Here is a 26,620-nt window from a genome sequence, read left to right as displayed (position 1 = left end):
ACCGCGGGCGTTCCGGGACCCGCCCGCCTCCGGGCCGTGGGCGGCGGCCTTGGCGCGCGACGGCGGCGGGCGGCCGCCGGTGCTGCTGTCCGCCGGGGCGTGGGGCGTGGGCGACGCGCTGCTCGGCACGGCAGAGGCGCTGGCCGGTCGTGGCTTCCTGCCGGTGCTGCTGTGCGGGCGCGACGAGCGGCTGCGGCGCCGTGCGACGCGGCTTCGGGGTGTCATGCCGCTCGGCTGGGTGGACGACATGCCGGGTCTGATGGGGGCCTCGCGGCTGCTCGTCGACAACGCGGCGGGCCAGACGTCGGTCCAGGCGCTGGCCGCCCGGCTGCCCGTGATCGGCTACCGGCCGATCCCCGGTCACGGCGCCGTCGGCGTACGGGAGATGGCGGCCGAGGGGTTGACCGTCTACGCCTCCGACCTGGGCGAACTGCTGGCTCAGGCCGGCCGGCTGGTGCCCCCGGGCCCGGAGCGGGACCGGCAGACGGAGCGGGGGGCGGCGGTGTTCCGCGACGACGCGGCACGGCTGGTCGCCGAGCTCGCGGGTGCACCGGCGTCAGCGCAGTCCGAGGCAGGGCAGCCAGGCGCGTGAGGCGCCGTGGGCGGCGGTGAGCAGGGCGCTGAGCGCGCCGGGCGGGCCGCTCAGCAGGCCGGGCGGCCAGTCGTCGAACGTGTCGGGCAGCCGCGTCAGCAGGTGGCGGACGAGCCGCTGCTTGAGCACGGCCGCGGCGGGCACGCGCGCGTGACGGTCGAAGGCGTCCGCGACGACCAGGACACCTGCGGCACCGTGACACAGGCCGAGGAGGTCGCCGGGTGTGTCGCCGAAGAGGTGGAAGTCCTCGTCGTAGCCCCCGGCGAGTGCGGTGAAGGCGTCGGCGGCCCACGCGGCGGTCTCCTCGTCGCCGAGCGCGTCGGCCGCGTCCCACAGCGCCCAGGCGGCGCCGGGGGTGCCGTAGCACCATGCCTGGCGGGGGTGCGAACCGGCGGGCGGCGGGCCGCCGTCGAGTCCGGCACCGGCCCAGGTGCGGATGGCTCGGTCGTCGTCGTACGCCTGGCGGGCGAGCCAGCGGGTGGCGCGGCCGAGCGCGGCGGTGAGCGGTGCCGCGGCCTCGGGGTCCGGCCCGCGGCGGAGTGCCGCGGTGAGCGCGGCGAGCACCCCGGCGACGCCGTGGCCCATGCCCGTGTTGATCCGGCCCTGCATCCACGCCAGGAGCGGGTGTCCGTCGTACCGCCCGGCCCGCAGGCGGGGCAGGTCGTCGCCGTCGCACAGCAGCGCCAGGTGCGTGGCGAGCGGGCGCAGCAGGCCGGGCGCCGGTTCCGCTCCCGCGCACAGGGCGAGCAGGGTGCCGGAGGGACCGGAGATCAGGTCGTAGTCGGGGAAGGCGACGTCGCGCGTGCGGTACGCGGGGGGACGGGTGGCCAGGTGGTCGCGCAGCCGGTCGGCGGCCCGGTGCAGCGGCGGGTGCAGCGCGGCCCCGAGGCGCAGGCCGACGAGCGTGCCGGCGAGGCCCCCGTCGTACAGCGCCGGGTGGGACGGGCCGCGGCCGGCCGTCCCGGCCCAGACGGCGACGGCGGCCGCGGCGGCGGGGTGCTCGTCCGCGACCAGGTGGGCCAGGACGGGGATCCCGGGGTCGCCGGGGTGTCCTTCCCCGCCGGGAGCGGAGGCCCACTGCTCCAGGTACCGGGCGGCGAGGCCGAGCGCGGTGTCGCGGGCGGTGTCCTGCGTGGTGGTGTCGCACACCATGGGGCTCCTCGTACGGTCGCGGTGGCATCACGAGGGCGGAGCCGCCCGGACGGACCGGGCGGCTCCTGAGGTGACACGGTCAGCAGATGACGACCGTGGCGCAGACGATGATCGTGCACAGGCCGCTGCAGCCGGCGGTCGACGGGGACGCCGACGGCAGGTCGCTGTCGGTGATGCGCTCGTCCAGGTCGTCGATGAGAGAGTCGAGGTCGGCGAGTTCGATCTTGGGCATGGGACGTTCCCTTTCTTCCTCACTGGATGGTGACCGCCCCGGCGGGCCGCCTGGCTGGCGGGCCGGGGACGTCTTGTGCGCCGTCGTCGCGCAGCAGCGCGTCGGCGGCGACCGCGGCGAACTGCTCGGCGCCCCGGTCGTACGGAAGTCGCAACAGCACCTGCGCGGCGACGGTGGCGCCGTGGTGGAGGGGGTCGCGCAGCAGCAGGTCCCCCGGGGCCGGCAGCATCTCCTCGGCCAGGAGCTCGCCGCCCGCCTGCTGGGCGCAGAGGCGTTCGACGACCTGGAGGGCGGTGAGCGAGTCGAAGTCGACGGGCACCGGTTTCGCGCCCGGGGCCGCGCGGACGAAGGCGTGGCGGGGCAGCCCCAGGGTGCGGCGCAGCAGGGCGAGGGTGCGGACCTTGGCGAGCGGCCCGTCACCGGGCTGCCACAGGTGCGTGCGGTCGATCCGCCAGGTGGCCGGGGACAGGACCAGGTCGCCCCCGGCGGTCAGCCGCGGCAGCCTGCGCCGCCCGGGCAGCGCGGCGTCCAGCCCGTCCAGGCGGACGAGGTAGGAGGCGGCCGGGTGGCTCGCGGCGAGCAGGATCCGCACCAGCACGTCGTACGGCGGCGCCGGGGAGCGCGTGGCGTGGTGCACGGGGATGATGCGCTGCCCGTCCGCCTCGGCGACGATGCGCCGGCCGCTGCGGCGCACGGTGATCCGGTCCAGCGGGAGGTAGCGCGCGTGCGGGCCGGGCGGCCCGTAGTACGGCGTGGGGTCGGGGTCCCCGGTCCACCAGCCGGTCGTCACGGGACGGCGTACGGCGTTGGCGGCCCGTTCGGCGAGCGGCGGCACGAGCAGCTCGACGAAGCGCACGCCGGTGCGCCGTTCGACGGCGGCGAGGAAGTCGCGGTAGGCGTCGGCACTGGGGCAGCCCCCGTACAGGGCGCGCAGGCCGTCGGCGAAGCGGGCGTCGAGCACTCCGGCGGCGGACGCGGTCTCCAGGACCGCCACCGGCCCCCGTCCACCACTCGGCGGCAGCGGGCGCAGCAGGCAGTCGACCGGCCAGGCGGGTACGGCGTCGTCGGCGCGTGGCGCGCCGAGGGCGTCCAGCAGCGCGTCGTCCACGTCCATGTGGCCGGCGCCGGTGCGGACGGCGGCGTCCAGGTGCTCGAGCAGCCGGGCGTAGCCGGAGCCCGGGTCGCGGGGCCGGGTCCACCCGCCGTGGCGCCGGGGCGGGGGCGGCGGGTCGCCGGCGGTGGGGAGCCGGTCGGCGAGGAGCTCGCTGACGGGACGCGGCCGTTCGGTGACGGCGGCGAACTCGGGGCGTGTCCGGAGCGGTACGTCCGGGTGGCCGTCGGTGTCGCGCAGGGCGCTGATCCGGGCCGCGACCCGCAGGCCGCGCTGGACGCGTTCGGCGGCCGGCACGGGCACGGCGACGCCGGCGGCGAGGGTGCGGTACGAGTCGAGGAACCAGGCGCCGGGTCCGGTGTCCGCGGGTGTCCGCGGCAGCGCGCCGCCGGCGGTGACGGCATCGGCCGGGGTCCAGGCGCTGTAGTGGTGGCGGGGCGCCGTGCAGACCTGGAGGACGCCCATGGAGAGCAGGTGCTGGAGGAACCCGCGCAGCACGCCGGGGTCGGCGGCGGGCGCTCCGGGCGGCGCGGCGAGTCCCAGCATCGTCTTCTCGAGCTCGCCGAGCGGGCAGGGCCCGTCGTCGAGGAGGGCCAGGACGGTCTCCAGTACGCGGGTTCGGCGCAGGACCACGTGGCGCAGCCGGCCTGGTTCGCGCGGGTCCACGACGTAGCAGCGCAGCCGTCCGGCGCTGTCGCCACGCGGACCGGCGGGCGCGTCGGCGGGTGTTCCGGCAGGGCTCTCGGCGGGACTGCCGTCGGGTGTTCCGGCGGGGCGGCCATCGGGTGTTCCGGCGGGGCGGCCATCGGGTGTTCCGGCGGGTTGCGGTTCGGTGAAGTGCAGGGGCGCGGGCACCAGCAGGGTGGCCGGATCGGCGGTGCGCAGGTCCGGTGCGGCGGTGCGGGCGCGGACGAGGTGGACGTTCTCCATGGCGGCGGCCGCGAGGGCGCCGAGCGGGGCGGGCCCCGGGGCGAGCAACGAGGTTCCGTCACCTCCGGCGGTGACCGGGAGGACGGCGATCTGGCCCGCCCAGCCGCGGGGCGTGGTCTTCACCGCGGCCCGGCCGAGGACGCGCCGGATGTACGCGGCGCGCTTGCGCAGCTGTTTGCCCGACCAGGACTGGCCCTGCGCCAGGCGTCGTTCGACGTCCTCCAGGAGACCGGGCGCGGCGCTGTCCAGGAACGCCCGCAGTACGGGGTCGGTGCGGGCGGTGTGCCATGCCTGTGCGGCGACGCGCTCCGCTTCGGCGGCGACGGCCCGGTCGAGCGCGGCGAGGCTTCCCTCCTGGGCACGGGCCTCTTCGGCCAGGTCGCGGGCCTCGGCCGCGAGGCCGGCGGGGACGGCGGGCGATCGCTCCAGCAGGAGGCAGTCCGCCGCGGCCGGTGCGGCGCCGGAGTGCAGCCGCCGCCGCAGGGCCAGGACGGCGCCGCGGTCGGCGTTCGCCAGGAGCGGGTGCGGGACGACCTCCTCGCCGAGTCGGCCGGCCAGCACGCGGGCGCGCTCGATCCGCCGTTCCTCGGTCTCGGCGTGGCGGGCGACGCGCTCGAACAGGCCGGGGTCGGCAGCCGCCGTCCACGCCTCGCAGGGCATGCCGGCGATGCGCAGCAGTGCCGTCCCGCCCAGGTCGTGTCCCGGTACGCGCGCCTCGGGTACGTCGGCCACGTCAGCCCCTTCCCTCGGCGCCTGCGATGCTTCGGCCGGCTCCGGCGCTCCCGGCGCCCTCCGCTTCGGCGCTCCCGGCCGACTCGGGTCGCTCCGGGCTCCCGGCGCCCGCGGGGCTCTCCTGGCTCTCCGCGCTCGCGTCGGCTGCCAGCGCCTCGGTGATCAGGCACTGCCGTGCCGCGGAGAAGCGGCCGCGGTTCCAGTGGAAGATCACGTGGTAGGCGGCGGCCCGGCGCGGCCCGACCGTGGCCTCGCCGGACTCGAAGTAACCGGCGCGCCAGCGGGCCGCGGCCCGGCGCGCCGCGGCCCGGTGCACCCGCAGCACGTCCTGCCAGTCCTTCGGCAGCGCGTCGAGCTGGGCGTCGGCGGACTGCTCGAAGTACGCGCGGATGCCGGCGGCGGCGCGCTGCCGCGCCCCGCCGTGCAGCCCGTCGGCGAGCCGGCGCCCGGTCTCCTCCCGCACGACCTGCCAGACTCCGCGGTGCTCCCAGCCCGCGATGCCGAGGGCGTCGAACGCCGTGCGCAGCAGCATCAGGGACACGCGCCACTCCGGCGGTACGGGGCTTCCGGACGCGGCCGTGTGGACGTCCAGCCAGGCCCGTGCGTCGGCGGTGAACAGCCCGTGCACGTACGGCATGGAGCGGGGGCCGCCGAAGAGGTAGGTCTCGGGCTCGTACACACCGGCGTACGGACGCGCCCAGCCGCCGTCCTCCCGCCGCCGCTCGAAGTGGCGGGTCAGCGCGGCGCGCAGCTCGCCGGCGCGGGACGGCTCGGAGGCGTGGAAGCGGACGCGCAGCCCCGGGGGCTTGTGCATGAAGAAGAAGTCGCGGGCGAGCCCGGTGCCGACCAGGTCGTCGGCCGCCTCGGCGAGCCGCCCGTACAGGCGGGGCCAGGCGAAGGCCTCGGGCGCCAGGTCGAGCTGGACCCAGCCCGCCTCCGGCAGGTCGTCCCGCAGGGCCTGCAGTCCGGCCGCGAGGAACGCCCGGCGGGCCGCGGCGTACGCGGATCCGTACGGGACGAGCGGTACGGTGCCCAGCGACCCGGCACGTGCGTCGTGCAGGCAATCGGCCAGCAGACGCTCGACCTCCAGCATGCGGCCTCCTCGAGGCGACGGGATTCCCTTTCTGTCATGTCCGGGCCGCGAGGTGCCGAAAGCACGCAAAGTATTGGTCGTATCATCAACCGACGTACGCTGGCGCATTTCAGATATGCCGGGCTTCTGGCGTCTGCACCGGCCGGCACCGGCTGCGCCGTTTGTCCTCCCCGCTTCCCGGACACTCGTCCCCCGTCCGACGTACGCACCCGCGGAGGGAGGCGGCGATCATGCCGGCACGCGAGGCCATGCCCTCGACGCTGCGGCGCTCGCCGGAGAGCGCACAGCGTACGTGGGCCGAGGCGCACGACTCGGCCGTCGAGCAGTACGGCGAGGGCGAGCGCGCGCACCGGGTGGCGTTCAGCGCGCTCAAGCACACCCACGAGAAGGTCGGCGACCACTGGGAACGCAAGGAAGCCGGCCGCAAGGGACCCTCCGACCCGCTGGCGGCGCGGCCGCGGGGGCAGGGCGGGCGCAGCGGTGAGGGGGTCGACGAGAACGCCTCGAAGGAGCACCTGTACGAGCTGGCGAAGAAGCTCGGCATCGACGGCCGCTCCCGCATGTCGAAGCCCGAGCTGCTGGAGGCCATCCGCAAGGCCAACAGGTCCGCGACCCGTCAGGCCCGGTCCTGACGCGCGCCGCGTCCCCCCGGCGTCGCCGGGCGACCGCTCCACGGGGCCGCCCGGCGACTTGCTGCGCGTGCACGGCTTCCCGCCCGGTCCAGCCGCGTGGTCCGGCCCGCGGCCGCGGCTCCCGCGGCGCGGCGCGCATGAGGAAGGGCCCGCGCGGCCATGAGGAGGGGCCCGCGCGGCGTGGTGCGCAGATGCGCATGAGGGAGCCCCGGGCCGGGCGGGGCCGGGTCCGGGGCGGCCGAACGCGGGCTCACATCGCGATGTGCGCCGGGATGTGCGTCACCTCCTCGATCTCGTGTCCGGCCTTCCTCATGAGATTCCTGCAGAGTTCGTTGAGCGCACGGGCCGCCGCGATCTCCTCGCCGACCCGCTGCTGCTCCATGTCGTCCGGGTGCCGCTTCGCCCTGCCGTGACCGCGGAGCTCCGTGCCGTCGGGCAGCCGGACCAGGCAGGAGGCCTTGGTCTTGCCGGTGTCCTCGTCCTCGGAGAATTCGATGTCGACGTGCCATCCGACGATGGTCTGCATCCCACTCACCTCCTGAGCTACTCCTCCAGCGTGCACCCGTGGGCGGGCCCTCGCCCGTCCGGGGGAACGGGCGCGCGAGGAGGCGGGGTCAGGGCCGGTCAGGCGCTCACCGCCGACCAGCCGTAGCCGCCGACGTCCTCGTACCGCTCGCTGCCCGGCAGGCCGGCGCCCACCTCGCCGATGTCCCGGTACGCCGCCCGCATCAGCTGGCGGGCGAGATCGCTCATCGCGCGGCTCGCCGCCAGTTCGTCGCCGATCACGGGTACGTCGGGGTCCTCGGGGTTGCGCCGGGCCGTCCCGTGCCCCGTGAACGTCGTCCCCTCCGTCTCCACCGTCGCGCGGGCCCGCGTGGTGCCGTCGTCCTCGGCGAGTTCCAGCCGGACCTGCCATTCCAGTGTTCGTGCCATGGCAACCTCCTGGATCCCAGGATCCCTCTCCCGGCGCCCGGCCGCTTATCCGCGGCGTGCCTTCCCGGAGAAATCCGGCCGACAAGGGAGAAATGGTTACACCGAACTCCTTTCTGTTGCCGGCAACCGGAGACCTGAGATGCGCGTCATGCTTGTCCATCCGAGTGCCCTGATGTACTCCGAGATCTTCCTGCGGCTGGAGCCGCTGGGGCTCGAACGAGTGGCGGCGGCGGCCCGGGACGCCGGCCATGAGGTGCGCGTGGTGGACCTCCAGGTCCTTTCCCGCTCCTTGCTCGATCGCGAAATGGTCTCCTTCGCACCGGAGGCGCTGGGCATCTCGCTGAACTACCTCGCGAACATTCCCGAGGCCATCGGGATCGCCCGCCGCGCCAAGGCCGCCTCGCCGGGCTGTTTCGTCTTCCTCGGCGGCCACAGCGTGTCGTTCATCGCCGAGCACGTACTGGAGCAGGCCGACGGCGCGGTGGACGCGATCGTGCGCGGCGAGGGCGAGCCGGCGGTCGAACCGCTGCTGGCCGCGGTCCCCGACGGCGGGGTGCACACCGTCCCGGGTGTGGTGTGCGCGGACGGTCGCGGACCCGCGCCGAAGCTGCTGGACAGCCTGGACCGGCCGCGCCCGGCGCGTGACCTCATGCGCAAGCGCCGTCGCTACTTCATCGGTGAGCTGGATCCGTGCGCGTCGATCGAGTTCACCCGCGGCTGCCCGTGGGACTGCTCGTTCTGCTCGGCCTGGACGTTCTACGGCCGCAGTTATCGCAAGGCGTCCCCGGAGGGCGCGGCGGAGGAAATGGCGTCGATCCGCGAACCGAATGTGTTCATCGTCGACGACGTGGCCTTCATCCGGCCCGAACACGGCGACGGAATCGCCGCCGAACTGGAGCGCCGCAGGATCCGCAAGCGCTATTACCTGGAGACGCGCAGCGATGTCCTGCTGCGCAATCAGGAGGTTTTCCAGCGATGGACCCGGCTGGGACTCCGGTACATGTTCCTGGGCATGGAGGCCATCGACGCCGAGGGGCTCGACCTGTACCGGAAGCGCGTGAGTCCGGACGACAACTTCCGGGCGCTGGAAGTCGCCCGCCGGATGGGGATCATGGTGGCGATCAACCTGATCGTCGACCCGGCCTGGGACGCGGAACGCTTCCGCGTCGTACGGGAATTCGCGCTGTCGGTGCCGGAGATCGTGCACCTGACCGTGATGACGCCGTACCCCGGCACGGAGATCTGGCACACCGAGGCCCGTCAGCTGACGACGCGTGACTACCGGCTCTTCGACATCCAGCACGCGGTCGTTCCCACGAAGCTGTCCCTGGAGGAGTTCTACCGGGAGCTGGTGCGCACGCAGGCCGTCATCAACCGCAAGCACCTGGGCCTGAGCAATGCCATCGGCGCCATGGGGGTCCTCGGCCGGAACCTGGCGCGCGGGCAGACCAACTTCGCCCGCATGCTGTGGAAGTTCGGCCGGGTCTACAACGCCGGCCGCCAGCTCGCCGACCACCGGCGGCCGGTGGAGTTCGAGTTGCCGCTCCCCCGGCGCCGGGCGACGCCCCCGGGCCGCCAGGACCTCTACATCCACACCCGGGTGCCGACGCATGCGCTCCGCCGGGACGAACGGATCGAGCCCACCGAGCAGGTCGACCGCACCGATCGGGTCGAGCAGGGCAAGCGGGCCGAGCACGCCGATCCCGAGCCGGACGGCGTCTGACACTCGCGGCCCGGGTGCCGACCGTCACTCCCCCGGCTCCACTGCGCGGGCCCCGAGCAGCCACAGAGTGCCGTGCTCGCCGGCCTGGACCGCCGGAGCCGACCCGTACCGCCGGTGGTGGCCGGGTCCCCTGCCGTGCGCACTCGACGCACCCGGGAAGGGCCTCCTCAGCGGTGCGGTACGACGGCGACGGGGGCGGCGGCGTCGTGCATCACGGCGTGGACGACGGGCCCGACCCGCGCTCCCCACGGCACGCGGCGTCTCCGGTGGCCCAGGACGACCAGCCGTGCTCCGTGCGAGGCCTCGGCCAGCTCGCGGGCCATCCGGCCCGGCCCGCCCGTCCGGGTGACGGCCACGCCCGGGTACTCCTGGGCCCACCGCGCGAGGAGATCCTCGGGCGACGCCTCGGCGGCGACGAGACGCACGCCGCAGCCGTACCGGTCGGCGCTGGCGAAGGCGAAGGCGGCCACCTCGTCGCTGGGCCGCTCGGGGTCCACCCCCAGCACCACGTCGCCGCTCGCCGGGCCGTGCGCCCGGACCAGCACGACGGGCCGCCTGACCCGCGCGAGCACCGCCTGCGAGAGCGAGCCGCCGACGAAGCCGGTGAGGCTCCCGAGCCGCCGGGAGCCAAGGACCAGCAGTTCGGCGTCCTCGCTGACGTCGCACAGTCCCTGGACGGGGCTGCCGTGGAGCTGGTCGGTCTCGACCTGCACCTCCGGACGGTGGCGGTGCACGTGCCCGGCCACGGCGTGCAGCAGCCGCTCGGCGGCGTGCCGCTCGCTGCCCCGGTCCACGACAGGCGTGACGGCGTCCGTGCCGGGGCTCCACACGTGCACCAGCCGCAGCGGGCGCCCGCGGCTGGCCGCCTCGTCGGCGCCCCACTCGGCGGCCACCATGCTCTCCCGTGTTGCGTCGACACCGACGGTCACGGTGACGGTGCGGGGCATATCGACTCCTCCGGGTCCGCTCGTCGTCCCGTACCTCCACAGTGCGTCCGCCGGAGGTTCCCCGCACGCCTCGGCCAGCTCCGTCCGCCGCGCGGGCCTGCCGGACCCCGCGGGCCGCGGGGTCCGCGCGCCGCGAGACCCGCGCAGGGCGCGCAATGCAGGCGACTTCCGGATGTGCGTTCGGGCAGGATGCCGGACGTGGATCACCTCCTGGGCGGGCTCGCCGCCAATCCGGCTCTGCCGTCCGGCCTGGTCGACCGGCTGATCGCGACGGCGGACGCCGACGCCGCCTCGTACCTCGCCGATCAGGCCGACCTCAGCCCCGTACAGGCCGTGGCGCTGGCCCACCGCTTCGGAGACGAGGTCGCCGTGCACCTCGCGTACGCCGGGCGGCTGCCGGCCGCGGACGTCGACCCCGGAGCGTGGCCGCGGGCCGCTCTCGCCCTGCTCGACACGGGTGCGGGCCGGCCGGAATGGGCCCGCCGGTTCGCCGCGGACCCGGACGCCGGGCTGCGGGAGAAGCTGGCCGCATGCCCCGGCCTACCGCCCGACGTGCTGGAGAGCCTCGCCGGGGACGCCGACACAGGGGTCGTCACGGAGCTGGGGCTGTGGACCACCGTGCCCGCCACGGCCGCCCTGCTCGCCCGGCACCCGCACGCCGAGGTCCGCCGTGCGGTGGCCACCAACACCCGCACACCCCCGGCCGAGCTGGTCGCGCTACTCACCGGCGAAGGGCTGCCCCCGGCCCGGTGGTGTTCGGTCTGCGAACAGGAGGAGATTCCGTTCGTGCACGAGCCGTACTGCCCTCTGCCCGACTGTGCGCTGCGGCCCGGTGCCTCCTGTGACGGCTCGCACGCGTCCACGGTGCACGAGACGCGGCGGTTCGCCCTGCGCAACCCCATGACGCCCGTCGAAGCCGCCGCCGGGTTCGTCCGGCACCCCTCACCGCTGCTGCGCCGCGAGCTCGCCGCCCGGCCGGACCTGCCGCCGGGGGCGTGCGAGCTGCTCGCCGCCGATCCCGACCCCGGGGTGCGCTCCGGACTCGCCGGGAACCCGGCGATCGGTGAGGCCCTGATCCGTACCCTCGCCGCTGACGGCGGCCACGACGTGCAGCGGCGTCTCGCCCACCATCCGCGCATCCCCTGGGACGTGCTCGCCCGGGTGGCCCGTACGACGCGGATCGGCCCGGTCCTGCTGCCGGGGGTCGCCGCGGCCTCCGCGGCCGAGGTCGGGGAGCTGGCCGCGTCGGCCGACCCGCTGCTGCGGATGCTGGTGGCGGAACGGCGCGACCTGCCGCCCGCGGTCCGGGAGGCACTCGCGGCGGACCCGGACGCGAAGGTGGCCAAGGCGGTCGCCCCGCATCCCGGCCTGCCCGGGGAGGTGCTGCGTGCCATGGTGCGCCGGCACGGGGATCAGGTCGCGGCCCGCGTGGCCGCCAACCCGGACGCGCCGCCCGGCCTCCTGGAGCGGCTGGCCCGGCAGGAGCGGCCCCCGCGCAAGGCGCTGCGTGAGATCGCCCGGCACCCCCGCGCGACCGCCGCGGCGCTCACGGCCTGCCTCGCGGACCCGCGTGCGAGACCCCTGGCAGCCGCGCACCCGGCCCTGCCGCCGCAGGTCGTCGCGGAGCTGCTCGCGGACGACGACCCGCAGGTGGGGGCGGCCGCGGCCGCCAACCCGTCCCTGCCGCCGGCCGAAATGGCGCGCCTGACCAGGCCGTGAACGCGTCTCACCACGCCATGAACACGTGCACCGCCTTGCCGCGCTCGCTCGGCACCGTGAGGGCCTGCTCCGCGAGGGTGTTGATCAGGTGCCATCCGATGCCGCCACGGCCGGTGAGGTCGACGGGGCGTGGGGCCGGGGGCGTGGGATTGGTGTCCTCCAGGGCGATGTGCACGGTGTCGGCCACCGCCCGGAGGCGCAGGGTGAAGGGGCCCGGCGCGAAGGAGAAGGCGTTGGCCGCCAGCTCCGTGACGACCAGCAGCACATCGTCCTGCGCGTCCGGCGCCGCCGGGGACTGGACGCGCGCCAGACCGCGGAGGAACGCGGCGGCCCCTTCGCGGGCTTCGGTGACATCGCTCAGCAAGCCCTCGAAATGCCAGGTCTGTTCGATACTCAGTGTGTTCAGCAGGCCTGCGCTCCGCACACGATCTCGTTCGGCGGTCATGCACTCTCCCTTCGTTCCGACGGAACTCGGAGGCGCTTTCCGGCTTCCCGATTCGCGAGTGGACATGTACGCCTTGCCACTTTTGCGGAAAAAAGGGCCCGTACGGGCTCCGCGGTGTTTCGGACACGGAGCCGGGGCACGCGGTGTTTCAGGTACGGAGCCGGGCCACGGCGGTCTCGACCGTGGGCACGACGGTGAGCGCCGCGTCGACACCGGTGATGTCCAGGAGCCGCCGCACGGTCGCTCCCACCTGGGCGAGCACCACACCTTCGACCGGGCCGGTGCCCTGGTGCAGCTGGAGGAAACAGTTCAGGCCGCTGGAGTCGCAGAACTCCAGGCCCGCGCAGTCGAGCACGATCCGCCGGCGCCCGTGGGCCCGTACCGAGGCGTTCACGGCGTCCATGAGGACAGGAACGGTGGTGAGGTCCAGGTCTCCACTCACGCGCAGCACCGGGACGTCGCCGACGGTCGCGGTCACGACGGCGAGACGCGGCTCCGTGACCTCCGGACCCTGGTCCGCTCCTTCGCTTATCTGTTCGTCCATCCCGCGAACAGTACAGAGGCACGCCTCCCGGCACCACGCTCGGGGGGCCGTGAGGCCGGGGCCGCCACGGCCCGGACGGCCAGGGGGCGTGCCGGTGCCCGCCCCGCACGGGAACACCCCCGCCGGGGCGGGCATGCGCCCCGCACCACCGCTGCGGCCCGATACTGGAGCCCTGGCCAACCCAGGACCGACAACTCACGGAACAGCGCCTGATCTGCCGGAACAGCCCGAGGGCTGCCCGATCAATCTTTGGGAGACACCGTTGAGGATGCTCATCAACGTGCCGGAGACCGTGGTCGCCGACGCGCTGCGCGGGATCGCGGCCGCGCATCCCGAACTGACCGTGGACGTGGAGCACCGGATCGTGGTGCGGCGTGACGCGCCCGTCGAGGGGAAGGTGGCGCTGGTGTCCGGGGGCGGTTCCGGGCACGAGCCGCTGCACGCCGGCTTCGTCGGGCCCGGGATGCTGGCGGCGGCCTGCGCCGGCGAGGTGTTCACGAGTCCCGTGCCGGACCAGATGGTGCGGGCGGCGTCCGCCGTGGACAGCGGGCGCGGCGTGCTGTTCGTCGTCAAGAACTACACCGGCGACGTGCTCAACTTCGAGATGGCGGCGGAGCTCGCCGAGGACGAGGGCGTGCAGGTCGCCAAGGTCCTGGTCGACGACGACGTGGCCGTGTCCGACAGTACGTACACGGCGGGGCGGCGCGGGACCGGGGCCACGCTGTTCGTGGAGAAGATCGCGGGCGCGGCCGCCGAGGAGGGGGCGCCGCTGGAGCGGGTGGAAGCGATCGCCCGGCAGGTCAACGCCGCTTCGCGGAGCTTCGGCGTGGCGCTGGGCGCCTGTACGACACCGGCGAAGGGCAGCCCGACGTTCGACCTGCCGCCGGGAGAGCTGGAGTTGGGGGTCGGGATCCACGGCGAGCCGGGGCGCGAGCGGCGGCCCATGATGACGTCGCGGGAGATCGCCGATTTCGCGGTGGACGCCGTCCTGGAGGACCTCGGCGGGCACGGACCGGTGCTGGTGCTCGTCAACGGCATGGGGGCGACACCGCTGCTGGAGCTGTACGGGTTCAACGCCGAGGTGCAGCGGGTGCTGGGCGAGCGCCGGGTGCCGGTGGCCCGCACGCTCGTCGGCAACTACGTGACGTCGCTGGACATGGCGGGCTGCTCGGTCACGCTCTGCCGGGCCGACGAGGAGCTGCTGCGGCTGTGGGACGCGCCGGTGCGGACCGCGGCGCTGCGGTGGGGGGTGTGACGCCGGTGGCACTGGACGCGGATTTTTTCCGGCGCTGGATGACGGTCATGGCGCACGCGGTCGAACGCGAGGCGGACCGGCTCACCGAGCTGGACTCGGCCATCGGTGACGCCGACCACGGCGCCAATCTGCAGCGCGGCTTCGCGGCGGTGCTGACGGTGGTCGAGAAGGAGGAGCCGGCGACGCCCGGCGCGGTGCTCACACTCGCCGGGCGGCAGCTGATCTCGACGGTGGGCGGCGCATCGGGGCCGCTGTACGGGACGCTGCTGCGGCGCACCGGCAAGGCGCTCGGCGACGCCGCCTCGGTGGCGCCCGTCCAGCTGGCCGAGGCGCTGCGTGCGGGCGTGGCCGCGGTGGCGCAGCTCGGCGGTGCCGCGGCCGGCGACAAGACGATGCTCGACGCGCTTCAGCCGGCGGTGGAGGCGCTCGGCGAATCGCTGGGCGAGTCCTTCGCGGCGGCCGCCGAAGCGGCGGACCAGGGGGCGCTGGCGACCGTGCCGATGCAGGCGCGCAAGGGCCGGGCCAGCTACCTCGGTGAGCGCAGCATCGGGCACCAGGACCCGGGGGCGACCTCGTCGGCGCTGCTGTTCGCCGCCCTCGCCGAGGCGGCCGCGGAGGGGGCCCGGTGAGCGCGGCGCCGGTGGGGATCGTGCTCGTCTCGCACAGCGCGGCGGTCGCCGCGTCCGTCGCCGAGCTGGCACGGGGCCTCGCCGGGGGCGGTGCGACCGCACCCGTCGCGCCCGCGGGCGGCACCCCCGACGGCGGGCTCGGCACGAGCGCCGAGCGCCGAGCTGATCGCCGAGGCCGCCGCGTCGGTGGACGGCGGTGCCGGCGTGGCCGTCCTCGTCGACCTCGGCAGCGCGGTCCTGACGGTGAAGGCCCTCCTCGCGGAGGGCGACGAGCTCCCCGACGGCACGCGGCTGGTGGACGCCCCGTTCGTGGAGGGAGCGGTGGCGGCCGTGGTCACCGCCTCGGCGGGCGGCGACCTGGACGCGGTGGTGTCGGCGGCGTCCGAGGCGTACGACTACCGCAAGGAGTAGCAGCTGCCGCGAGCAGCGCGGGGCCCGGTCGTTCCCGGGCCCCGCGCGGTGGGGGGACGGGGCCGCCGGCGGAGCACGGCTCCAAGGGCGCAGGGCCGGGCGGGGAACCGGGGCACGGGGACGCGGGCGGGGCGTACGGGAGCGCGCGGGTTGTGATGTACCTGGTCAACGCACTACTGTCGCAGGGCCTTGGTGTACGGGAAACCGGTGCGGTACCGGTGCGGCCCTCGCCACTGTGATCGGGAAGTCCGGCTCCACTCCCGGGGGTACCACCCCGGGAAGCCACTGGAACACCGCGGGAGACCGTGGTGTCCGGGAAGGCGGAGTCGCGGCGGCATGACCCGTCAGCCAGGAGACCGGCCAGGGCGCGTTGTCCATCCACGAGGTGCTGGAGAGGGTCTCCCACATCATGCATATCGCCGAGGGCTATCTGCCCCCCGTGCACGCGGCCGCCTGGAGCGTGGCGGCCGCCCCGTTCGTCGTCCATGGCGTCCGGGCGCTGACCCGTGAGGTCAAGGCCAATCCCGAGTCGACTCTCCTGCTCGGCGCGTCCGGTGCCTTCACGTTCGTCCTCTCCGCGCTGAAGCTCCCGTCGGTGACGGGCAGTTGCTCGCACCCCACCGGTACGGGCCTGGGCGCGATCCTCTTCCGGCCGCCGATCATGGCGGTGCTCGGCACCATCACCCTGCTGTTCCAGGCGCTGCTGCTGGCGCACGGCGGTCTGACGACCCTGGGCGCCAACGTCTTCTCGATGGCGATCGTCGGGCCGTGGGCCGGTTTCGGCGTGTACTGGCTGCTGCGGCGCTTCGACGTGCCGCTGATGGTGAGCGTGTTCTTCGGTGCGTTCGTCGCCGACCTGACCACCTACTGCGTCACCAGCGTGCAGCTCGCGCTGGCGTTCCCGGACCCGAGCAGCGGGTTCGCCGGGGCGCTCGCCAAGTTCGGCGGCATCTTCGCCGTCACGCAGCTGCCGCTCGCGGTCAGCGAGGGCTTGCTCACCGTGCTCGTGATGCGGCTGCTGACGCAGTCCAGCAAGGGCGAGCTGACCCGTCTCGGAGTGCTGCTCGGCACGAAGGCGAAGACGGGAGCGGAGACGGAAACAGGGACGGAGACCGGGACCGGGACGAAGACGGAGGCCGTGGGCCGATGAGCCGTAACGCCAGGATCAACACGCTGCTGCTGCTCGTCGTCGTGGCACTCGCCGTCCTCCCGCTCGCGCTGGGGATGGGCGACCACAAGGAGGAGCCGTTCACCGGCGCGGACGGGCAGGCCGAGACCGCCATCACCGAGACGCACCCGGACTACGAACCGTGGTTCAGCCCGCTGTACGAGCCGCCGTCGGGCGAGATCGAGTCGGCTCTGTTCTCGCTCCAGGCCGCCCTCGGGGCGGGGGTGCTGGCCTACTACTTCGGCCTGCGCCGGGGACGGCGGCAGGGCGAGGCGCGGGCCCAGGCCCGGGCCGAGAACGCCGGACGCGCCGAGTAGCCCCCGGTGCTGCCGATCGACGCGGCGGCGCACAGCAGTCGCTGGCGCCGCCGTCATCCGTGCGAGAAGGCCGTGCTCGGCTTCGGCCTGACCCTCCTCGCGATCTGCCTGCCGCCGTGGCCGGGGGCGGTACTGGTGGCGCTCGCCACCCTGGCCGTCCTGCTGGGACCGGCCGGGGTGGAACGCCGCCGGCTGTGGCGGGCGTTCCGCATCCCGCTCGGCTTCTGCTTCACGGGCGCCGTCCCGCTGCTGTTCCAGGTGGGCGGGTCCGAGGGGTTCGTGACGCTCGCCCCGGACGGGCCGGTGCACGCCGGGCAGCTGCTCCTGCGGACGTCGGCGGCGTCGCTCGGGGTGCTCCTGTTCGCGTTCACCACTCCCGTCTCGGACGTCCTGCCCCGGCTGGTACGGGCCGGGGTGCCGGCGCCGGTGGTCGATGTGGCGCTGGTGATGTACCGGATCAGCTTCCTGCTGCTGGACGCCGTCCGGCGGATCCGTGAGGCGCAGGCCGCACGGCTGGGGCTGACGAGCCGGGCGGCCGCCTGGCGGTCGCTGGCCGGCCTGGGCGCGACGGCGTTCGTACGCGCCTTCGACCGGGCAGCGCGGCTGCAGTCCGGACTGGCCGGGCGCGGCTACGACGGCACACTGCGGGTGCTGGTGCCGCGGTCGGACGTCTCCGGGCGGTTCCTGGGCGCGACCGCCGGTCTGTTCGCGGGTCTCGTCACGGTCACTCTCGTACTCGAAAGGTTCCTGCCATGAATCGTGACGCCGTCGTGGAACTGGTCGGTGCGGGATACGCCTACGAGGACGGGCCCGCCGTGCTGTCGGGCGTCGACTTCGCCGTGCCCGAGGGGCGTGCGATCGCGCTGCTCGGCCGCAACGGCAGCGGCAAGACGACGATGCTGCGGCTGCTCAGCGGCGGCCTGCGGTGCGGGAGCGGGCGGCTGCGGCTGCACGGCGAGGACGTGGCGTACGACAGGGCCGGGCTCACCCGGCTGCGCACCACGGTCCAGCTCGTCGTGCAGGACCCGGACGACCAGCTGTTCGCCGCGTCCGTGGCGCAGGACGTGTCGTTCGGGCCGATGAACCTCGGGCTGTCGGAGGACGAGGTGCGGGCCCGGGTGGACGAGGCGCTCGACGCGCTGGACATCACGGCGCTCGCGGACCGGCCGACGCACCTGCTGTCGTACGGGCAGCGCAAGCGGGCCGCCATCGCGGGCGCGGTGGCCATGCGGCCCCGGGTGCTGATCCTGGACGAGCCGACGGCCGGCCTCGACCCGCACGGCCAGGAGCGGCTTCTGGAGGTGCTGGACCGGTTGCGCGCGTCGGGGACGACGGTGGTGATGGCCACGCACGACGTGGACCTGGCGCTGCGCTGGGCGGATGACGCGGCGGTCCTCACCCCGGACGGCCTGCGCACCGGCCCGGTGGGGGAGCTCCTCGCGGACGGTGCCCTGCTGGACGCGGCGCGGCTGCGCAGGCCGTGGGGCATGGCGGTGACGCGCGTCCTGCGGGACCACGGCCTGCTGCCCCCGGACGTACCGGGCCCGCGCACCCCGGAGGCCCTGGAGGCCTGGGCCACGACGGTCCGCGGCGCGTAACGTCGGCGGCAGGGCGGCGGTACCGCTCCCGCGCACGCCGGGGGTGGTTCCGGTACCGGACCGCACCCGGCCGCGCGCCGACACACCGGAGACGCCGGAGACGCCGGAGACGCCGGAGACGCCGGAGACGCCGGGGCGAAACGCCGTCGGGGGCGGCCCAGGAATGGCCGGCACCCGCGGAGGTCCGGCCGGGACGGCGCCGACCGTGAGGCGCGCACCGTGAGGCGCCGACCGTGAGGCGCCGACCGTGAGCCGCGCGCCGTGATGCGCCGACCGTGAGGCCCGGACACCGGAGCCTCATCCGCGCAGGCGGAGATACGCCTCCAGCTCCGCGGCACCGGTCAGCAGCGCCCGCCCGCGGGCGGACAGCCGGCCGCGCCAGTCGGACAGGGCGGCCTCCAGTGGCTCCATGCCCCCGGCCGCACGGACCTGGTCGATCAGAGGGGCGATCTGCTCCAGCAGGTAGCCGCCCCGCCTGAGCTGGTGCGTCAGGCGGGCGTCCCGCACGGCGGCCTCGTCGTAGACGCGGTAGCCGGTCAGCGGGTCGCGGCGCGGGCGTACCAGTCCGGCGCGCTCCCACTTGCGCAGGGTCGCGGGCCGGATGCCGAGCATCTCGGCCAGCGGCCCGATGAACGTGCTGTCGGGCACGCGGGCCGCGGCCGGTTCGCAGCCCGGCGCGAGCTCCAGGTCGCGCAGGGCGCTCTCCACGGCCCGGAGGGTCCGGCGGTCCTCGAGCAACTGGGCGTGGCTGGTGTCGATGAGGCGGAACGCCTCGTCGACCGCGCCCTCGTTCACGGCCCGCATGATCGAGGTCGCGGTCCGGTGCCCGTGGCCGGGCAGCAGGGCGAGGAACGCGCGCAGGGCCCCCGCGTGGAGCGGCGTGTAGGTGCGGTAGCCGTGGGGTGTGCGACCGGCCGGCGGGAGGATGCCGGCCTCCTCGTAGTTCCTGATCGCCTGGGTGGACAGACCGTGCCCGCGTGCCAGATCGATCGGGCGGAGCCGCTCACTGCTTTGAAGGTTTCGCCCCATGGTCCCGTCGTCCTCGCGGCGATATCGCGGAAAAGTTTCCACCGAAGGTTCAAAGATACCGTTGAAGCCATGGCTACCGACATCAACGACTCCTGCCACGCCGTCGAGGCCGGCGCCGTCATGAGGCTGCTCCCGGCCCGGCCGCGGCTGCTCGCCCTGGGCGAGCCCACGCATGGTGAGGACGCGTTGCTCCACCTGCGCAATGAACTCTTCCGGCAGCTCGTCGAGGAGGAGGGCTACCGGACGATCGCGATCGAGAGCGACTGCATGAGGGGCCTGGTCGTCGACGAGTACGTCACCTCGGGCACGGGCACCCTGGAGGAAGCCGTGGAACGCGGCATCAGCCACGGGTGGGACGCGTCCCCGGCCAACCGCGAGCTCGTGCGCTGGATGCGCGCCTACAACGAGGGCCGCCCCGCGTCCGAGCAGCTCAGCTTCGCCGGTTTCGACGGCCCGCTGGAGATCACCGGCGCCGAAAGCCCCCGGCAGGCCCTCACCGCCCTCCACGACCACCTGGCCACCTGGGTGGACGCGGATCTGCTCCCGTGCACCGCGGAAACGCTCGACCGCCTGCTCGGCCCCGACGACCGGTGGACCGAACCCGCCGCGATGAGGGACCCCGCCCGGTCGGCGGGAAGGTCGGCCGAGGCGAGGGAGCTGCGGCTGCTGGCCGACGATCTGGTCGCCCTGCTGGAGGAGCGGACGCCGCACCTGATCACGGCGACATCGCGGGACGACCACGACCGGGCGCGCCTGTACGGGCGCACCGCGACCGGCCTGCTGCAGTACCACCACTGGATGGCCGACGCCTCACCGGCCCGCCTGACCCGGCTGGTGAGCGTGCGGGACCGGATGATGGCCGACAACCTGCTCGCCCTCACCGCTCGCGGCCCGGCTCTCGTCCACGCCCACAACTCCCATCTCCAGCGGGGGATGAGCAGGATGCGGATGGGCGGGCGACCGCTGGAGTGGTGGGGCGCCGGCGCGCTGGTGAGCACCCGGCTCGGGGAGGAGTACGCCTTCGTGGCCACGGCACTCGGCACGATCCGGCACCGGGGAGTGGACACGCCACCGCCGGACACCGTCGAAGGGCTTCTGTACGCGCTCCCGGAGGACCACTGCCTCGTCGACCCCCGGCGCCTGGCCGCCGCCCTCGGCGACACGCGGCCCGCGCCCCGCGTGTCCCCCTGGTTCGGCTACGCCCCGCTCGACCCGGCCCACCTGGCGGGCGTCGACGGCCTCCTGTTCGTCAAGGCCCTGTTCCCCGAAGCTGCCGCGAAGTGACAAGTAGCTCTCTGTAATCAGAGTGACGCTCGGTCAGGGAGAGCGAGACGGGGGCCGGGGACTCCGCCACGGCCGGCCCGGTCCGCGGTCGGCCGGGGTCGGCACCCGCAGTGCCTTCTTGAGCCGCGGCACCTTGGGACAGGCGTACTGTTCAACGTCGTCCGCGTCCGAGCGATCGGCCGGGGAGGGCTGCTGAGGGGCCGTCATGGAAGCGGATTTCCGCACCATGCAAATCTCAGAAGGGGGTCCGTCTCCCTTTGAATGAGAACGGGTTCTGCGAACCGATCGGGGGCCGGGCGGGGTCCAGCGGCCGGTCGTTGATCTTGCTCGCGCAAAGGACCGTTTGTGAGAGTAACCGCGTGTGTCAGTCTCCGAAGTCGGCTCGCAGATGACTGGAGTCAGGTGCACTGAGCACCGCCTCCGATCGTGGGCCGCCGGCCCCTGTCGGCTGCTCAGTCAGGTGGGACGGCTGGGTCGATGACCCGATATCCCACGCCGGGTGTGGTGGCGATGACCGGAGGGTCGCCGAGTTTGCGGCGCAGGCGGCTGATGGTCACCGTGACCGTGTTGGTGAACGGGTCGGCGTGCTCGTCCCAGACCTGTTCGAGGAGGCCTTCCGCGCTGAGGAAGGCGGGGCTCGCGTTCAGGAGGGCTTCGAGTACCGCGAATTCCTTGACAGAGAGATTGAGTTGGCGGCCGTCGCGGCTGGCGGTGCGGCGCATCGGGTCGAGTTCGATGCCCGCCGCGCTCAGGGTGCGGGACCGGGCGGCGGGGCGGCGGCGGGTCAGGGCGCGGATGCGCAGGACGAGTTCGGGAAAGTGGAAGGGCTTGGCGAGGTAGTCGTCGGCGCCCAGGGTGAGGCCGCTGACGCGGTCGCCGGGTGAATCGGCGGCGGTCAGCATCAGGACCATCACGCGGCCGTCCCGCTCGGTGATCATTTGGCAGAGAGTGTCGCCGTGGATGCCTGGCAGGTCGCGGTCGAGCACGACGACGTCGTACGTGTTGATGTCCAGCTTGGCCGCGGCGTCGAGCCCGTCGTGGGCCACGTCCACGGCCATGCCCTGGTCGCGCAGTCCCTCGGCGATGACTTCGGCGAGGGGGCGGGCGTCCTCGACCACCAGGACTCTCAACGCGCCACGCCCGTCTCTGTGTCGGGGGCCTCCGCCGTCGCCCTGCCGTCCGTACGGGGGAGGGTGATGGTCACGCGCAGACCGCCGTCGGGGCGGGCCCGCAGGTCCAGGGTGCCGTGGTGGGCCTGGGTGATGGCCGCGACGATGGAGAGGCCGAGGCCGCTGCCCCGGCCGGTGCCGGTCCGGTCGGCGCCAAGGCGGCGGAAAGGCTGCGTGAGCTCCGCCACCCGCTGCTGGTCGAGGACCGGCCCGCTGGACTCGACGACGAGGGACACCGCGCCCGCGTCGTCTCCTTCGGCCCGTACCGCGACACTGATCCAGCCCCCGGGGTCGTTGTGCGCGATCGCGTTGTCGACCACGTTGTCGGCCGCGCGGCGCAGCAGCGTCCGGCTGCCCCACACCCACGCGGAGTCGTCGATCCGGTTTTCGCGCACGGTCAGGCCCTTGGCCGCGATGTCCTTTGCCCGTCCGGTCAGGGCGGTCAGCGCGAGTTGGCCGAGGGCGAGGCGCGCCGAGTCGGTGAACTCGCCGTGCTGGGTGCGCGCCAGGACGAGGAAACTCTCCAGCAGCCGGTCCACCTGGTCGAGTTCGGCGCGCATCCGGGCGGCCAGCGTGGCCGTGGCCTCGGGTAGCGGGCCCGGCTTGGCGAGGGCCACGTCAAGGGAGGCCCGCATCGTGGTGAGCGGGGTGCGCAGCTCGTGGGAGGCGTTGGCGACGAAGAGGCGCTGGGCGTCGAAGGAGTCCTCCAGGCGGCCGAGGAGGTCGTCGATGGTGTCGGCGAGGTCCTTCACCTCGTCGCCGGGGCCGCCGATGGCCAGGCGTTCGTGCAGGCTGTCGGCGGTGATCCGGCGGGTCGCCGCTGTCATCACGCGCAGCGGGCGCAGCACCCGGCCGGCGACGAACCAGCCGAGGCCGACCGAGATCACCGCCATCACGCCGAGGGCGATGGCCGAGCCGATCAGGATCTGCCGGGACTGGGTGTCGTGCGCCTGGGCCAGCTGCTGCTCCAGCTCGTCGATGCGGCCCTGGGCCTGTGCCGCCGTGGCGGGCTGATCGGTGCCGCCATCGGGGGCGGTCTGGCTGGAGCGCGATCCGCCGGATGCCACCACGGCCGCGATGGCCAGCAGCGCCGTTCCCGACAGCAGGAACAGAGTCACGTACAAGGCGGTGAAGCGGGTGCGGGCAGTACCACGGCGCAGGCCGAGCCGGGCGGTCAGGCCCGCGAGCCGTCGGGGCGGACCCCATTTCATCCGCATGCTCCCCTCTCGCCACCGCACCAGGACACGTACCGGGCCAGGCTAAGCCGAGGCGCCTAACAGCGAGATGACAGTGACCGTTCGGCCCCTGTAACTCGCTCCGCCACAGGGTGGGGCCCATGAGCGATGAGAGTACGAAGGCGACGATCGAGGTCATCGGTCTGCGTAAACGCTTCGGGCCACAGCCGGCTCTGGACGGGATGACGTTCACCGTGCGGCCCGGACGGGTGACCGGCTTCGTCGGCCCGAACGGCGCGGGCAAGTCCACCACCATGCGCGTGATCCTGGGCCTTGACGCGGCGGAGGAGGGAAAGGCCCTGGTCGACGGGGTGCCGTACCGCACCCTGCGTCGCCCGCTTCGGCATCTGGGGGCACTGCTCGACGCCTCCGCGCTGCAGCCGAGCCGCACCGCCCGTAACCACCTGCTGTGGCTGGCCCACTCACAGGGCCTGCCGACCCGGCGGGTGGACGAGGTCATCGAACAGGCCGGCCTGGGCACGGCGGCCCGGCGCAAGGCCGGCGGCTTCTCGCTGGGCATGCGCCAGCGCCTGGGGATCGCGGCGGCGCTGCTCGGTGACCCGCCGGTCGTCATGCTGGACGAGCCGTTCAACGGCCTCGACCCCGACGGCATCGTGTGGATGCGGGGCTTCCTGTCGTCGCTGGCCCAGCAGGGCCGCGCCGTTCTGGTCTCCAGTCACCTGATGAGCGAACTCGAAGACACCGCGGACCATCTCGTGGTGATCGGCCGCGGCCGGGTCGTCGCGGACACCAGCGTGTCCGAACTGCTTGCCGAGGCGTCCGGCGGCCGGGTCACCCTGCGTACCTCCGCGCCTCCGCGCGCCGCCCAGGTCCTGCACGGCGCGGGCGCCACCGTTCTCGCCACCGGCCCCGACACCCTCGGCGTCACGGGCCTGCCCGACGAGGAGATCGTGGCCCTGCTCGCCCGGAACGGGGTGCCGTTCTCCCAGGTGTCCGCGCACCGGGCGACGCTCGAAGAGGCATACATGGAGCTCACCCGGGACGCGGTGGAGTACCGCGGCATCCCGGTAGGGGAGGCCACGCGATGACAGCCACCCTCACCCCTCGCCCCCCGGCCACGAGGCGCGTTGAGCCGAGCCGGTTCCTCAGGACGCTGCACGCCGAGTGGACGAAGTTCCGTACGGTACGCGGCTGGGTCCTCGCCATGGCGGGGGCGCTCCTGGTGACGGTCGTGGTCGGCCTGCTCGGCACGGCCGCCCCCGCCCCCGGCGGTCGTGGCGCCGACGCCGCCTCGTACCCGAAGGGCCCCGGCGGCGAGGCCGTCAACGACAGCTTCTACTTCGTCCGCAGGACGCTCACCGGCGACGGCACCCTCACCGTTCCCCTGCGGTCGCTGACCGGCGTGGCCGACACCGGGGCCGGCAGGACGGCCCAGGGCGCCCAGCCCTGGGCGAAGGCCGGGATCATCGTGAAGGAAAGCCTCACCCAGGGATCCCCGTACGCGGCGGTCATGGCCACCGGCGGCCACGGTGTGCGCATGCAGTACGACTACACGCACGACATGGCGGGCCCTTCCGGCAAGGTCACCCAGAAGTCCCCGCGCTGGCTGCGCCTGGTCCGCTCCGGTGACTGGCTCACCGGTTCCACCTCCACCGACGGCTCCCACTGGACGGAGGTCGGCCATGCGAAGCTGCCGGGGCTTGCGCGCACCGTGCAGGCCGGGCTCTTCGCCACGTCACCGCAGGCGAAGCAGGACACCGCGGCGGGCACGGGCTTCAGCCCCGCCGTGGCCACCGGCGCCTTCGGCCGCCCCGCCCTCACCGGCGACTGGTCCCAGAGCGCGTGGAGCGGCACACAGGTGGGCGGCGACGCGGGCACCTCCGGCAGCTACTCGAACACCACCGAGGGCGGCTTCACCCAGACCGACGACGGCGGGTTCACCGTGACCGGGGCCGGTGACATCGCACCGGTCGTCGGCGGGCCCGTCATGGGCGTCGGATTCACCATCGAGAACTTCCTCGTCGGCACCTTCGCCGGGCTGATCGTGGTGATCGCCGTGGGCACGGTGTTCATCACCGGCGAGTACCGGCGCGGTCTGCTGCGCACGACCATGGCGGCAACTCCCTTGCGGGGCCGGGTGCTTGGTGCCAAGGCGCTGGTGGCCGGGAGCGTCGCGTTCGCCATCGGCCTGGTGGCTGCCGCGATCACCATTCCCGTCGGGGAACGCAGCGCGCGCGGCAGGGGTTTCCATGTCTTCCCCGTCACGTCGGCGACCGAAGTGCGCGTCATGGCCGGCACCGGCCTGCTCTGCGCAGCCGCCGCCGTGCTCGCTCTCGGCGTCGGTGCCCTGCTGCGGCGCAGCGCCACGGCTGTCGCCCTGGTCATCGCGTCGATCGTGCTGCCCTTCCTGCTTGCCACCTCCGGCGTACTGCCCCCAGGCGTCTCGGAGTGGCTGCTGCGGGTGACCCCGGCTGCGGGCTTCGCCATCCAGCAGACCCTGCCGCGGTACGCGCAGGTGCTCAGCGTGTACGAGCCGTCGACCGGCTACTACCCGCTGGCGCCATGGGCCGGCCTCGCCGTGCTGTGCGGATACGCCGCGCTCGCCTTCGGTCTGTCCGTGGTGCGGCTGCGCGGGAGGGACGTATGAGTCTCCTGAGCGGTGCACGACTCACGAGCACGGCGGACGGCGCATGGCGAGGGGACTTCGGCCGCGCCCTGCGCGCCGAGTGGACGAAGCTCCGCACCGCAGGGGGAATGGGCACGTTGCTCCTGCTCGCCGTCGCGCTGACCGTGGCCGTCGGCTGCGGCACCGCCAAGGCCGTGAAGTGCCCGGACTCAGGGTGCGGCCAGGACGCCGTCAAGCTCGCCCTGACCGGCGTCACCGTCGGGCAGGCGGTCATCGCCGTCTTCGCGGTGCTGGCCGTCAGCGGCGAGTACGGCACCGGGATGATCCGCACCACGCTCATGGCGGTGCCGAACCGGCTCACCGTCCTCACCGCCAAGGCGACAATCCTCACCACGGTCGTCCTCGCCTTCGGGACGGCTGCCGTCCTGGTCTCCCTCCTCGCCGGCCGCTACATCCTGCCCGGCAACGGATTCACCGAGGCCCACGGTTATGCCCCGCTGTCCCTGGCCGACGGCCCGACCCTGCGCGCGGCCGTGGGCTCGGCCCTCTACCTCGTCCTGATCGCCCTGATCGGCCTCGGCGTGGCGACGGCGGTACGGGAGGCGGCGAGCGCCATCGGGATCGTGCTCGGGCTGCTCTACCTCTTCCCGGTTGTCACCCAGGTGATCAACGACCCGGAGTGGCAGCGCCACCTCCAGCAGATCTCGCCCATGACCGCCGGACTCGCGGTCCAAGCCACCGTCCATCTGCACGAGCTGCCCATCGGCCCATGGGCCGGCCTGGGCGTGCTCGCCACGTGGGCCGCGGCCGCGCTGCTGGTCGGCAGCGTGCTGCTGCACAGGCGCGACGCGTAGCCGAACCGGGCCGTCCGCGAGCACGGTGGCTTCCGGCCCCTCCCCGGCCCGGCACCTCACCCGGTCGACGATCCAGCCGATCGGGAGCGACGCCGGGCGGGCGGGTCTTCAGGATGCCGACCCGGACCCACTGTCCGCAGCGCCGCAGGTCGGTGTCGGCGAGGTAGTCGCAGATGAACGCCGTACGCACTGCCCGCCCGAGTTCCTCAATCGCGCGACAAGTGGGGTGCTTGGGCCCCGCGGGTGAAGCGACGCAGGACCTGCTCAGCCGCGGCCGTGCCCAAGCGCAGGGCGGTGGT

25 protein-coding genes, 2 pseudogenes and 1 riboswitch are annotated in these 26,620 nt (G+C 74.2%); of the genes and pseudogenes, 15 read left to right on the top strand and 12 right to left on the bottom strand.

Translation table 11 applies throughout. From position 1 onward, the window contains the following. Positions 1 to 592: pseudogene (locus IH00_RS44645) on the top strand (galactosyldiacylglycerol synthase); the annotation flags it as partial. Here the strand turns inward: IH00_RS44645 and IH00_RS0134495 are convergent. The 4 genes from IH00_RS0134495 to IH00_RS0134480 form a co-directional block, all read right to left on the bottom strand. Beyond that, positions 557 to 1,744: a lanthionine synthetase LanC family protein gene (locus IH00_RS0134495; protein ID WP_031080176.1), complete on the bottom strand. Its 1,188-nt coding sequence runs from the start codon at positions 1,742 to 1,744 to the stop codon at positions 557 to 559. The pseudogene IH00_RS44645 and the gene IH00_RS0134495 sit on opposite strands and share 36 nt — an antisense overlap. Positions 1,745 to 1,823: 79 nt before the next feature. Continuing rightward, positions 1,824 to 1,976, bottom strand: a complete 153-nt coding sequence (locus IH00_RS43600) for a hypothetical protein (RefSeq protein ID WP_199819870.1) — start codon at positions 1,974 to 1,976, stop codon at positions 1,824 to 1,826. A 19-nt stretch (positions 1,977 to 1,995) separates the two neighbouring features. After that, positions 1,996 to 4,749: a lantibiotic dehydratase family protein gene (locus tag IH00_RS0134485; protein ID WP_039947724.1), complete on the bottom strand. Its 2,754-nt coding sequence runs from the start codon at positions 4,747 to 4,749 to the stop codon at positions 1,996 to 1,998. A 1-nt stretch (position 4,750) separates the two neighbouring features. Beyond that, the gene (locus IH00_RS0134480) at positions 4,751 to 5,842 is read right to left on the bottom strand and encodes a thiopeptide-type bacteriocin biosynthesis protein (RefSeq protein WP_063835479.1); all 1,092 of its coding nucleotides are present in this window, start codon (positions 5,840 to 5,842) and stop codon (positions 4,751 to 4,753) included. Positions 5,843 to 6,072: 230 nt separating this feature from the next. Here IH00_RS0134480 and IH00_RS0134475 point away from each other — a divergent pair, with 230 nt between their 5' ends. Beyond that, on the top strand, positions 6,073 to 6,474 hold the full coding sequence (locus tag IH00_RS0134475; RefSeq protein WP_031080170.1) for a ChaB family protein: 402 nt from the start codon (positions 6,073 to 6,075) through the stop codon (positions 6,472 to 6,474). A gap of 250 nt (positions 6,475 to 6,724) precedes the next feature. Here IH00_RS0134475 and IH00_RS0134470 read toward each other — a convergent pair whose 3' ends face one another. Further along, positions 6,725 to 7,000: a DUF1876 domain-containing protein gene (locus IH00_RS0134470; RefSeq protein WP_031080168.1), complete on the bottom strand. Its 276-nt coding sequence runs from the start codon at positions 6,998 to 7,000 to the stop codon at positions 6,725 to 6,727. Between the two features lie 98 nt (positions 7,001 to 7,098). Then, positions 7,099 to 7,407, bottom strand: a complete 309-nt coding sequence (locus IH00_RS0134465) for a DUF1876 domain-containing protein (RefSeq protein ID WP_039947723.1) — start codon at positions 7,405 to 7,407, stop codon at positions 7,099 to 7,101. A gap of 139 nt (positions 7,408 to 7,546) precedes the next feature. Here IH00_RS0134465 and hpnR point away from each other — a divergent pair, with 139 nt between their 5' ends. Then, positions 7,547 to 9,130 carry a hopanoid C-3 methylase HpnR gene (hpnR, locus tag IH00_RS0134460; RefSeq protein ID WP_078888123.1) on the top strand — a complete coding sequence of 528 codons (1,584 nt, stop codon included), beginning with the start codon at positions 7,547 to 7,549 and terminating at the stop codon, positions 9,128 to 9,130. Between the two features lie 167 nt (positions 9,131 to 9,297). Here hpnR and IH00_RS0134455 read toward each other — a convergent pair whose 3' ends face one another. After that, positions 9,298 to 10,077: a universal stress protein gene (locus IH00_RS0134455; protein ID WP_031080163.1), complete on the bottom strand. Its 780-nt coding sequence runs from the start codon at positions 10,075 to 10,077 to the stop codon at positions 9,298 to 9,300. Positions 10,078 to 10,275: 198 nt separating this feature from the next. Between IH00_RS0134455 and IH00_RS0134450 the strand changes: the two genes are divergently transcribed. After that, entirely contained in the window at positions 10,276 to 11,796 is a 1,521-nt protein-coding gene (locus IH00_RS0134450) for a hypothetical protein (RefSeq protein WP_031080161.1), read from the top strand. 7 nt (positions 11,797 to 11,803) lie between these two features. On the opposite strand, the gene IH00_RS0134445 is transcribed toward IH00_RS0134450, so the two are convergent. Then, positions 11,804 to 12,241 carry an ATP-binding protein gene (locus IH00_RS0134445; RefSeq protein WP_031080159.1) on the bottom strand — a complete coding sequence of 146 codons (438 nt, stop codon included), beginning with the start codon at positions 12,239 to 12,241 and terminating at the stop codon, positions 11,804 to 11,806. A gap of 148 nt (positions 12,242 to 12,389) precedes the next feature. Further along, positions 12,390 to 12,785: an STAS domain-containing protein gene (locus IH00_RS0134440; protein WP_052411868.1), complete on the bottom strand. Its 396-nt coding sequence runs from the start codon at positions 12,783 to 12,785 to the stop codon at positions 12,390 to 12,392. Positions 12,786 to 13,047: 262 nt separating this feature from the next. Between IH00_RS0134440 and dhaK the strand changes: the two genes are divergently transcribed. The 7 genes and pseudogenes from dhaK (at position 13,048) to IH00_RS0134405 (ending at position 18,163) form a co-directional block, all read left to right on the top strand. Next, positions 13,048 to 14,040 (top strand): dihydroxyacetone kinase subunit DhaK, encoded by a 993-nt coding sequence (gene dhaK / locus IH00_RS0134435; RefSeq protein ID WP_031080155.1) that lies wholly within the window; start codon positions 13,048 to 13,050, stop codon positions 14,038 to 14,040. Positions 14,041 to 14,078: 38 nt separating this feature from the next. Beyond that, the gene (gene dhaL / locus IH00_RS0134430) at positions 14,079 to 14,669 is read left to right on the top strand and encodes a dihydroxyacetone kinase subunit DhaL (RefSeq protein WP_031080153.1); all 591 of its coding nucleotides are present in this window, start codon (positions 14,079 to 14,081) and stop codon (positions 14,667 to 14,669) included. Beyond that, positions 14,666 to 15,080 (top strand): annotated as a pseudogene (locus IH00_RS38220) (PTS-dependent dihydroxyacetone kinase phosphotransferase subunit DhaM). Before dhaL ends, IH00_RS38220 begins: the two are co-directional and overlap by 4 nt. Before the next feature lie 145 nt (positions 15,081 to 15,225). Beyond that, positions 15,226 to 15,460: riboswitch (cobalamin riboswitch) on the top strand. Between the two features lie 29 nt (positions 15,461 to 15,489). Continuing rightward, positions 15,490 to 16,230 (top strand): energy-coupling factor ABC transporter permease, encoded by a 741-nt coding sequence (locus IH00_RS0134420; protein ID WP_031080151.1) that lies wholly within the window; start codon positions 15,490 to 15,492, stop codon positions 16,228 to 16,230. Further along, on the top strand, positions 16,227 to 16,565 hold the full coding sequence (locus tag IH00_RS0134415; RefSeq protein WP_031080149.1) for an energy-coupling factor ABC transporter substrate-binding protein: 339 nt from the start codon (positions 16,227 to 16,229) through the stop codon (positions 16,563 to 16,565). The genes IH00_RS0134420 and IH00_RS0134415 overlap by 4 nt, the downstream gene beginning before the upstream one ends. A 6-nt stretch (positions 16,566 to 16,571) precedes the next feature. Next, positions 16,572 to 17,321 (top strand): cobalt ECF transporter T component CbiQ, encoded by a 750-nt coding sequence (gene cbiQ / locus IH00_RS0134410; protein ID WP_031080147.1) that lies wholly within the window; start codon positions 16,572 to 16,574, stop codon positions 17,319 to 17,321. Further along, positions 17,318 to 18,163, top strand: a complete 846-nt coding sequence (locus IH00_RS0134405) for an energy-coupling factor ABC transporter ATP-binding protein (RefSeq protein WP_031080145.1) — start codon at positions 17,318 to 17,320, stop codon at positions 18,161 to 18,163. Before cbiQ ends, IH00_RS0134405 begins: the two co-directional genes overlap by 4 nt. A 297-nt stretch (positions 18,164 to 18,460) precedes the next feature. Here the strand turns inward: IH00_RS0134405 and IH00_RS0134400 are convergent, their stop codons facing one another. Continuing rightward, on the bottom strand, positions 18,461 to 19,192 hold the full coding sequence (locus IH00_RS0134400; RefSeq protein WP_031080143.1) for a TioE family transcriptional regulator: 732 nt from the start codon (positions 19,190 to 19,192) through the stop codon (positions 18,461 to 18,463). Between the two features lie 69 nt (positions 19,193 to 19,261). Here IH00_RS0134400 and IH00_RS0134395 point away from each other — a divergent pair, with 69 nt between their 5' ends. Next, positions 19,262 to 20,476 carry an erythromycin esterase family protein gene (locus IH00_RS0134395; protein WP_031080141.1) on the top strand — a complete coding sequence of 405 codons (1,215 nt, stop codon included), beginning with the start codon at positions 19,262 to 19,264 and terminating at the stop codon, positions 20,474 to 20,476. Positions 20,477 to 20,928: 452 nt separating this feature from the next. On the opposite strand, the gene IH00_RS0134390 is transcribed toward IH00_RS0134395, so the two are convergent. After that, entirely contained in the window at positions 20,929 to 21,606 is a 678-nt protein-coding gene (locus IH00_RS0134390) for a response regulator transcription factor (RefSeq protein WP_199819869.1), read from the bottom strand. Further along, positions 21,603 to 22,856: a sensor histidine kinase gene (locus IH00_RS0134385; protein ID WP_234335079.1), complete on the bottom strand. Its 1,254-nt coding sequence runs from the start codon at positions 22,854 to 22,856 to the stop codon at positions 21,603 to 21,605. Before IH00_RS0134385 ends, IH00_RS0134390 begins: the two co-directional genes overlap by 4 nt. Before the next feature lie 125 nt (positions 22,857 to 22,981). Here IH00_RS0134385 and IH00_RS0134380 point away from each other — a divergent pair, with 125 nt between their 5' ends. From IH00_RS0134380 to IH00_RS0134370, 3 genes are read left to right on the top strand one after another with little or no spacing between them, the layout of a single operon-like run. Beyond that, positions 22,982 to 23,929: an ABC transporter ATP-binding protein gene (locus tag IH00_RS0134380; protein WP_031080135.1), complete on the top strand. Its 948-nt coding sequence runs from the start codon at positions 22,982 to 22,984 to the stop codon at positions 23,927 to 23,929. Next, positions 23,926 to 25,488: a DUF1349 domain-containing protein gene (locus IH00_RS0134375; protein WP_031080133.1), complete on the top strand. Its 1,563-nt coding sequence runs from the start codon at positions 23,926 to 23,928 to the stop codon at positions 25,486 to 25,488. Before IH00_RS0134380 ends, IH00_RS0134375 begins: the two co-directional genes overlap by 4 nt. After that, the gene (locus IH00_RS0134370) at positions 25,485 to 26,321 is read left to right on the top strand and encodes an ABC-2 transporter permease (protein ID WP_107064581.1); all 837 of its coding nucleotides are present in this window, start codon (positions 25,485 to 25,487) and stop codon (positions 26,319 to 26,321) included. The genes IH00_RS0134375 and IH00_RS0134370 overlap by 4 nt, the downstream gene beginning before the upstream one ends. Positions 26,322 to 26,620: the final 299 nt, after the last annotated feature.

This window comes from Streptomyces sp. NRRL S-118, from assembly GCF_000716335.1.
Classification (GTDB): Bacteria; Actinomycetota; Actinomycetes; order Streptomycetales; family Streptomycetaceae; genus Streptomyces.
The sequence above is the reverse complement of the archived record's forward strand: the minus strand, read 5'-3'. Positions and strand labels throughout refer to the sequence as shown.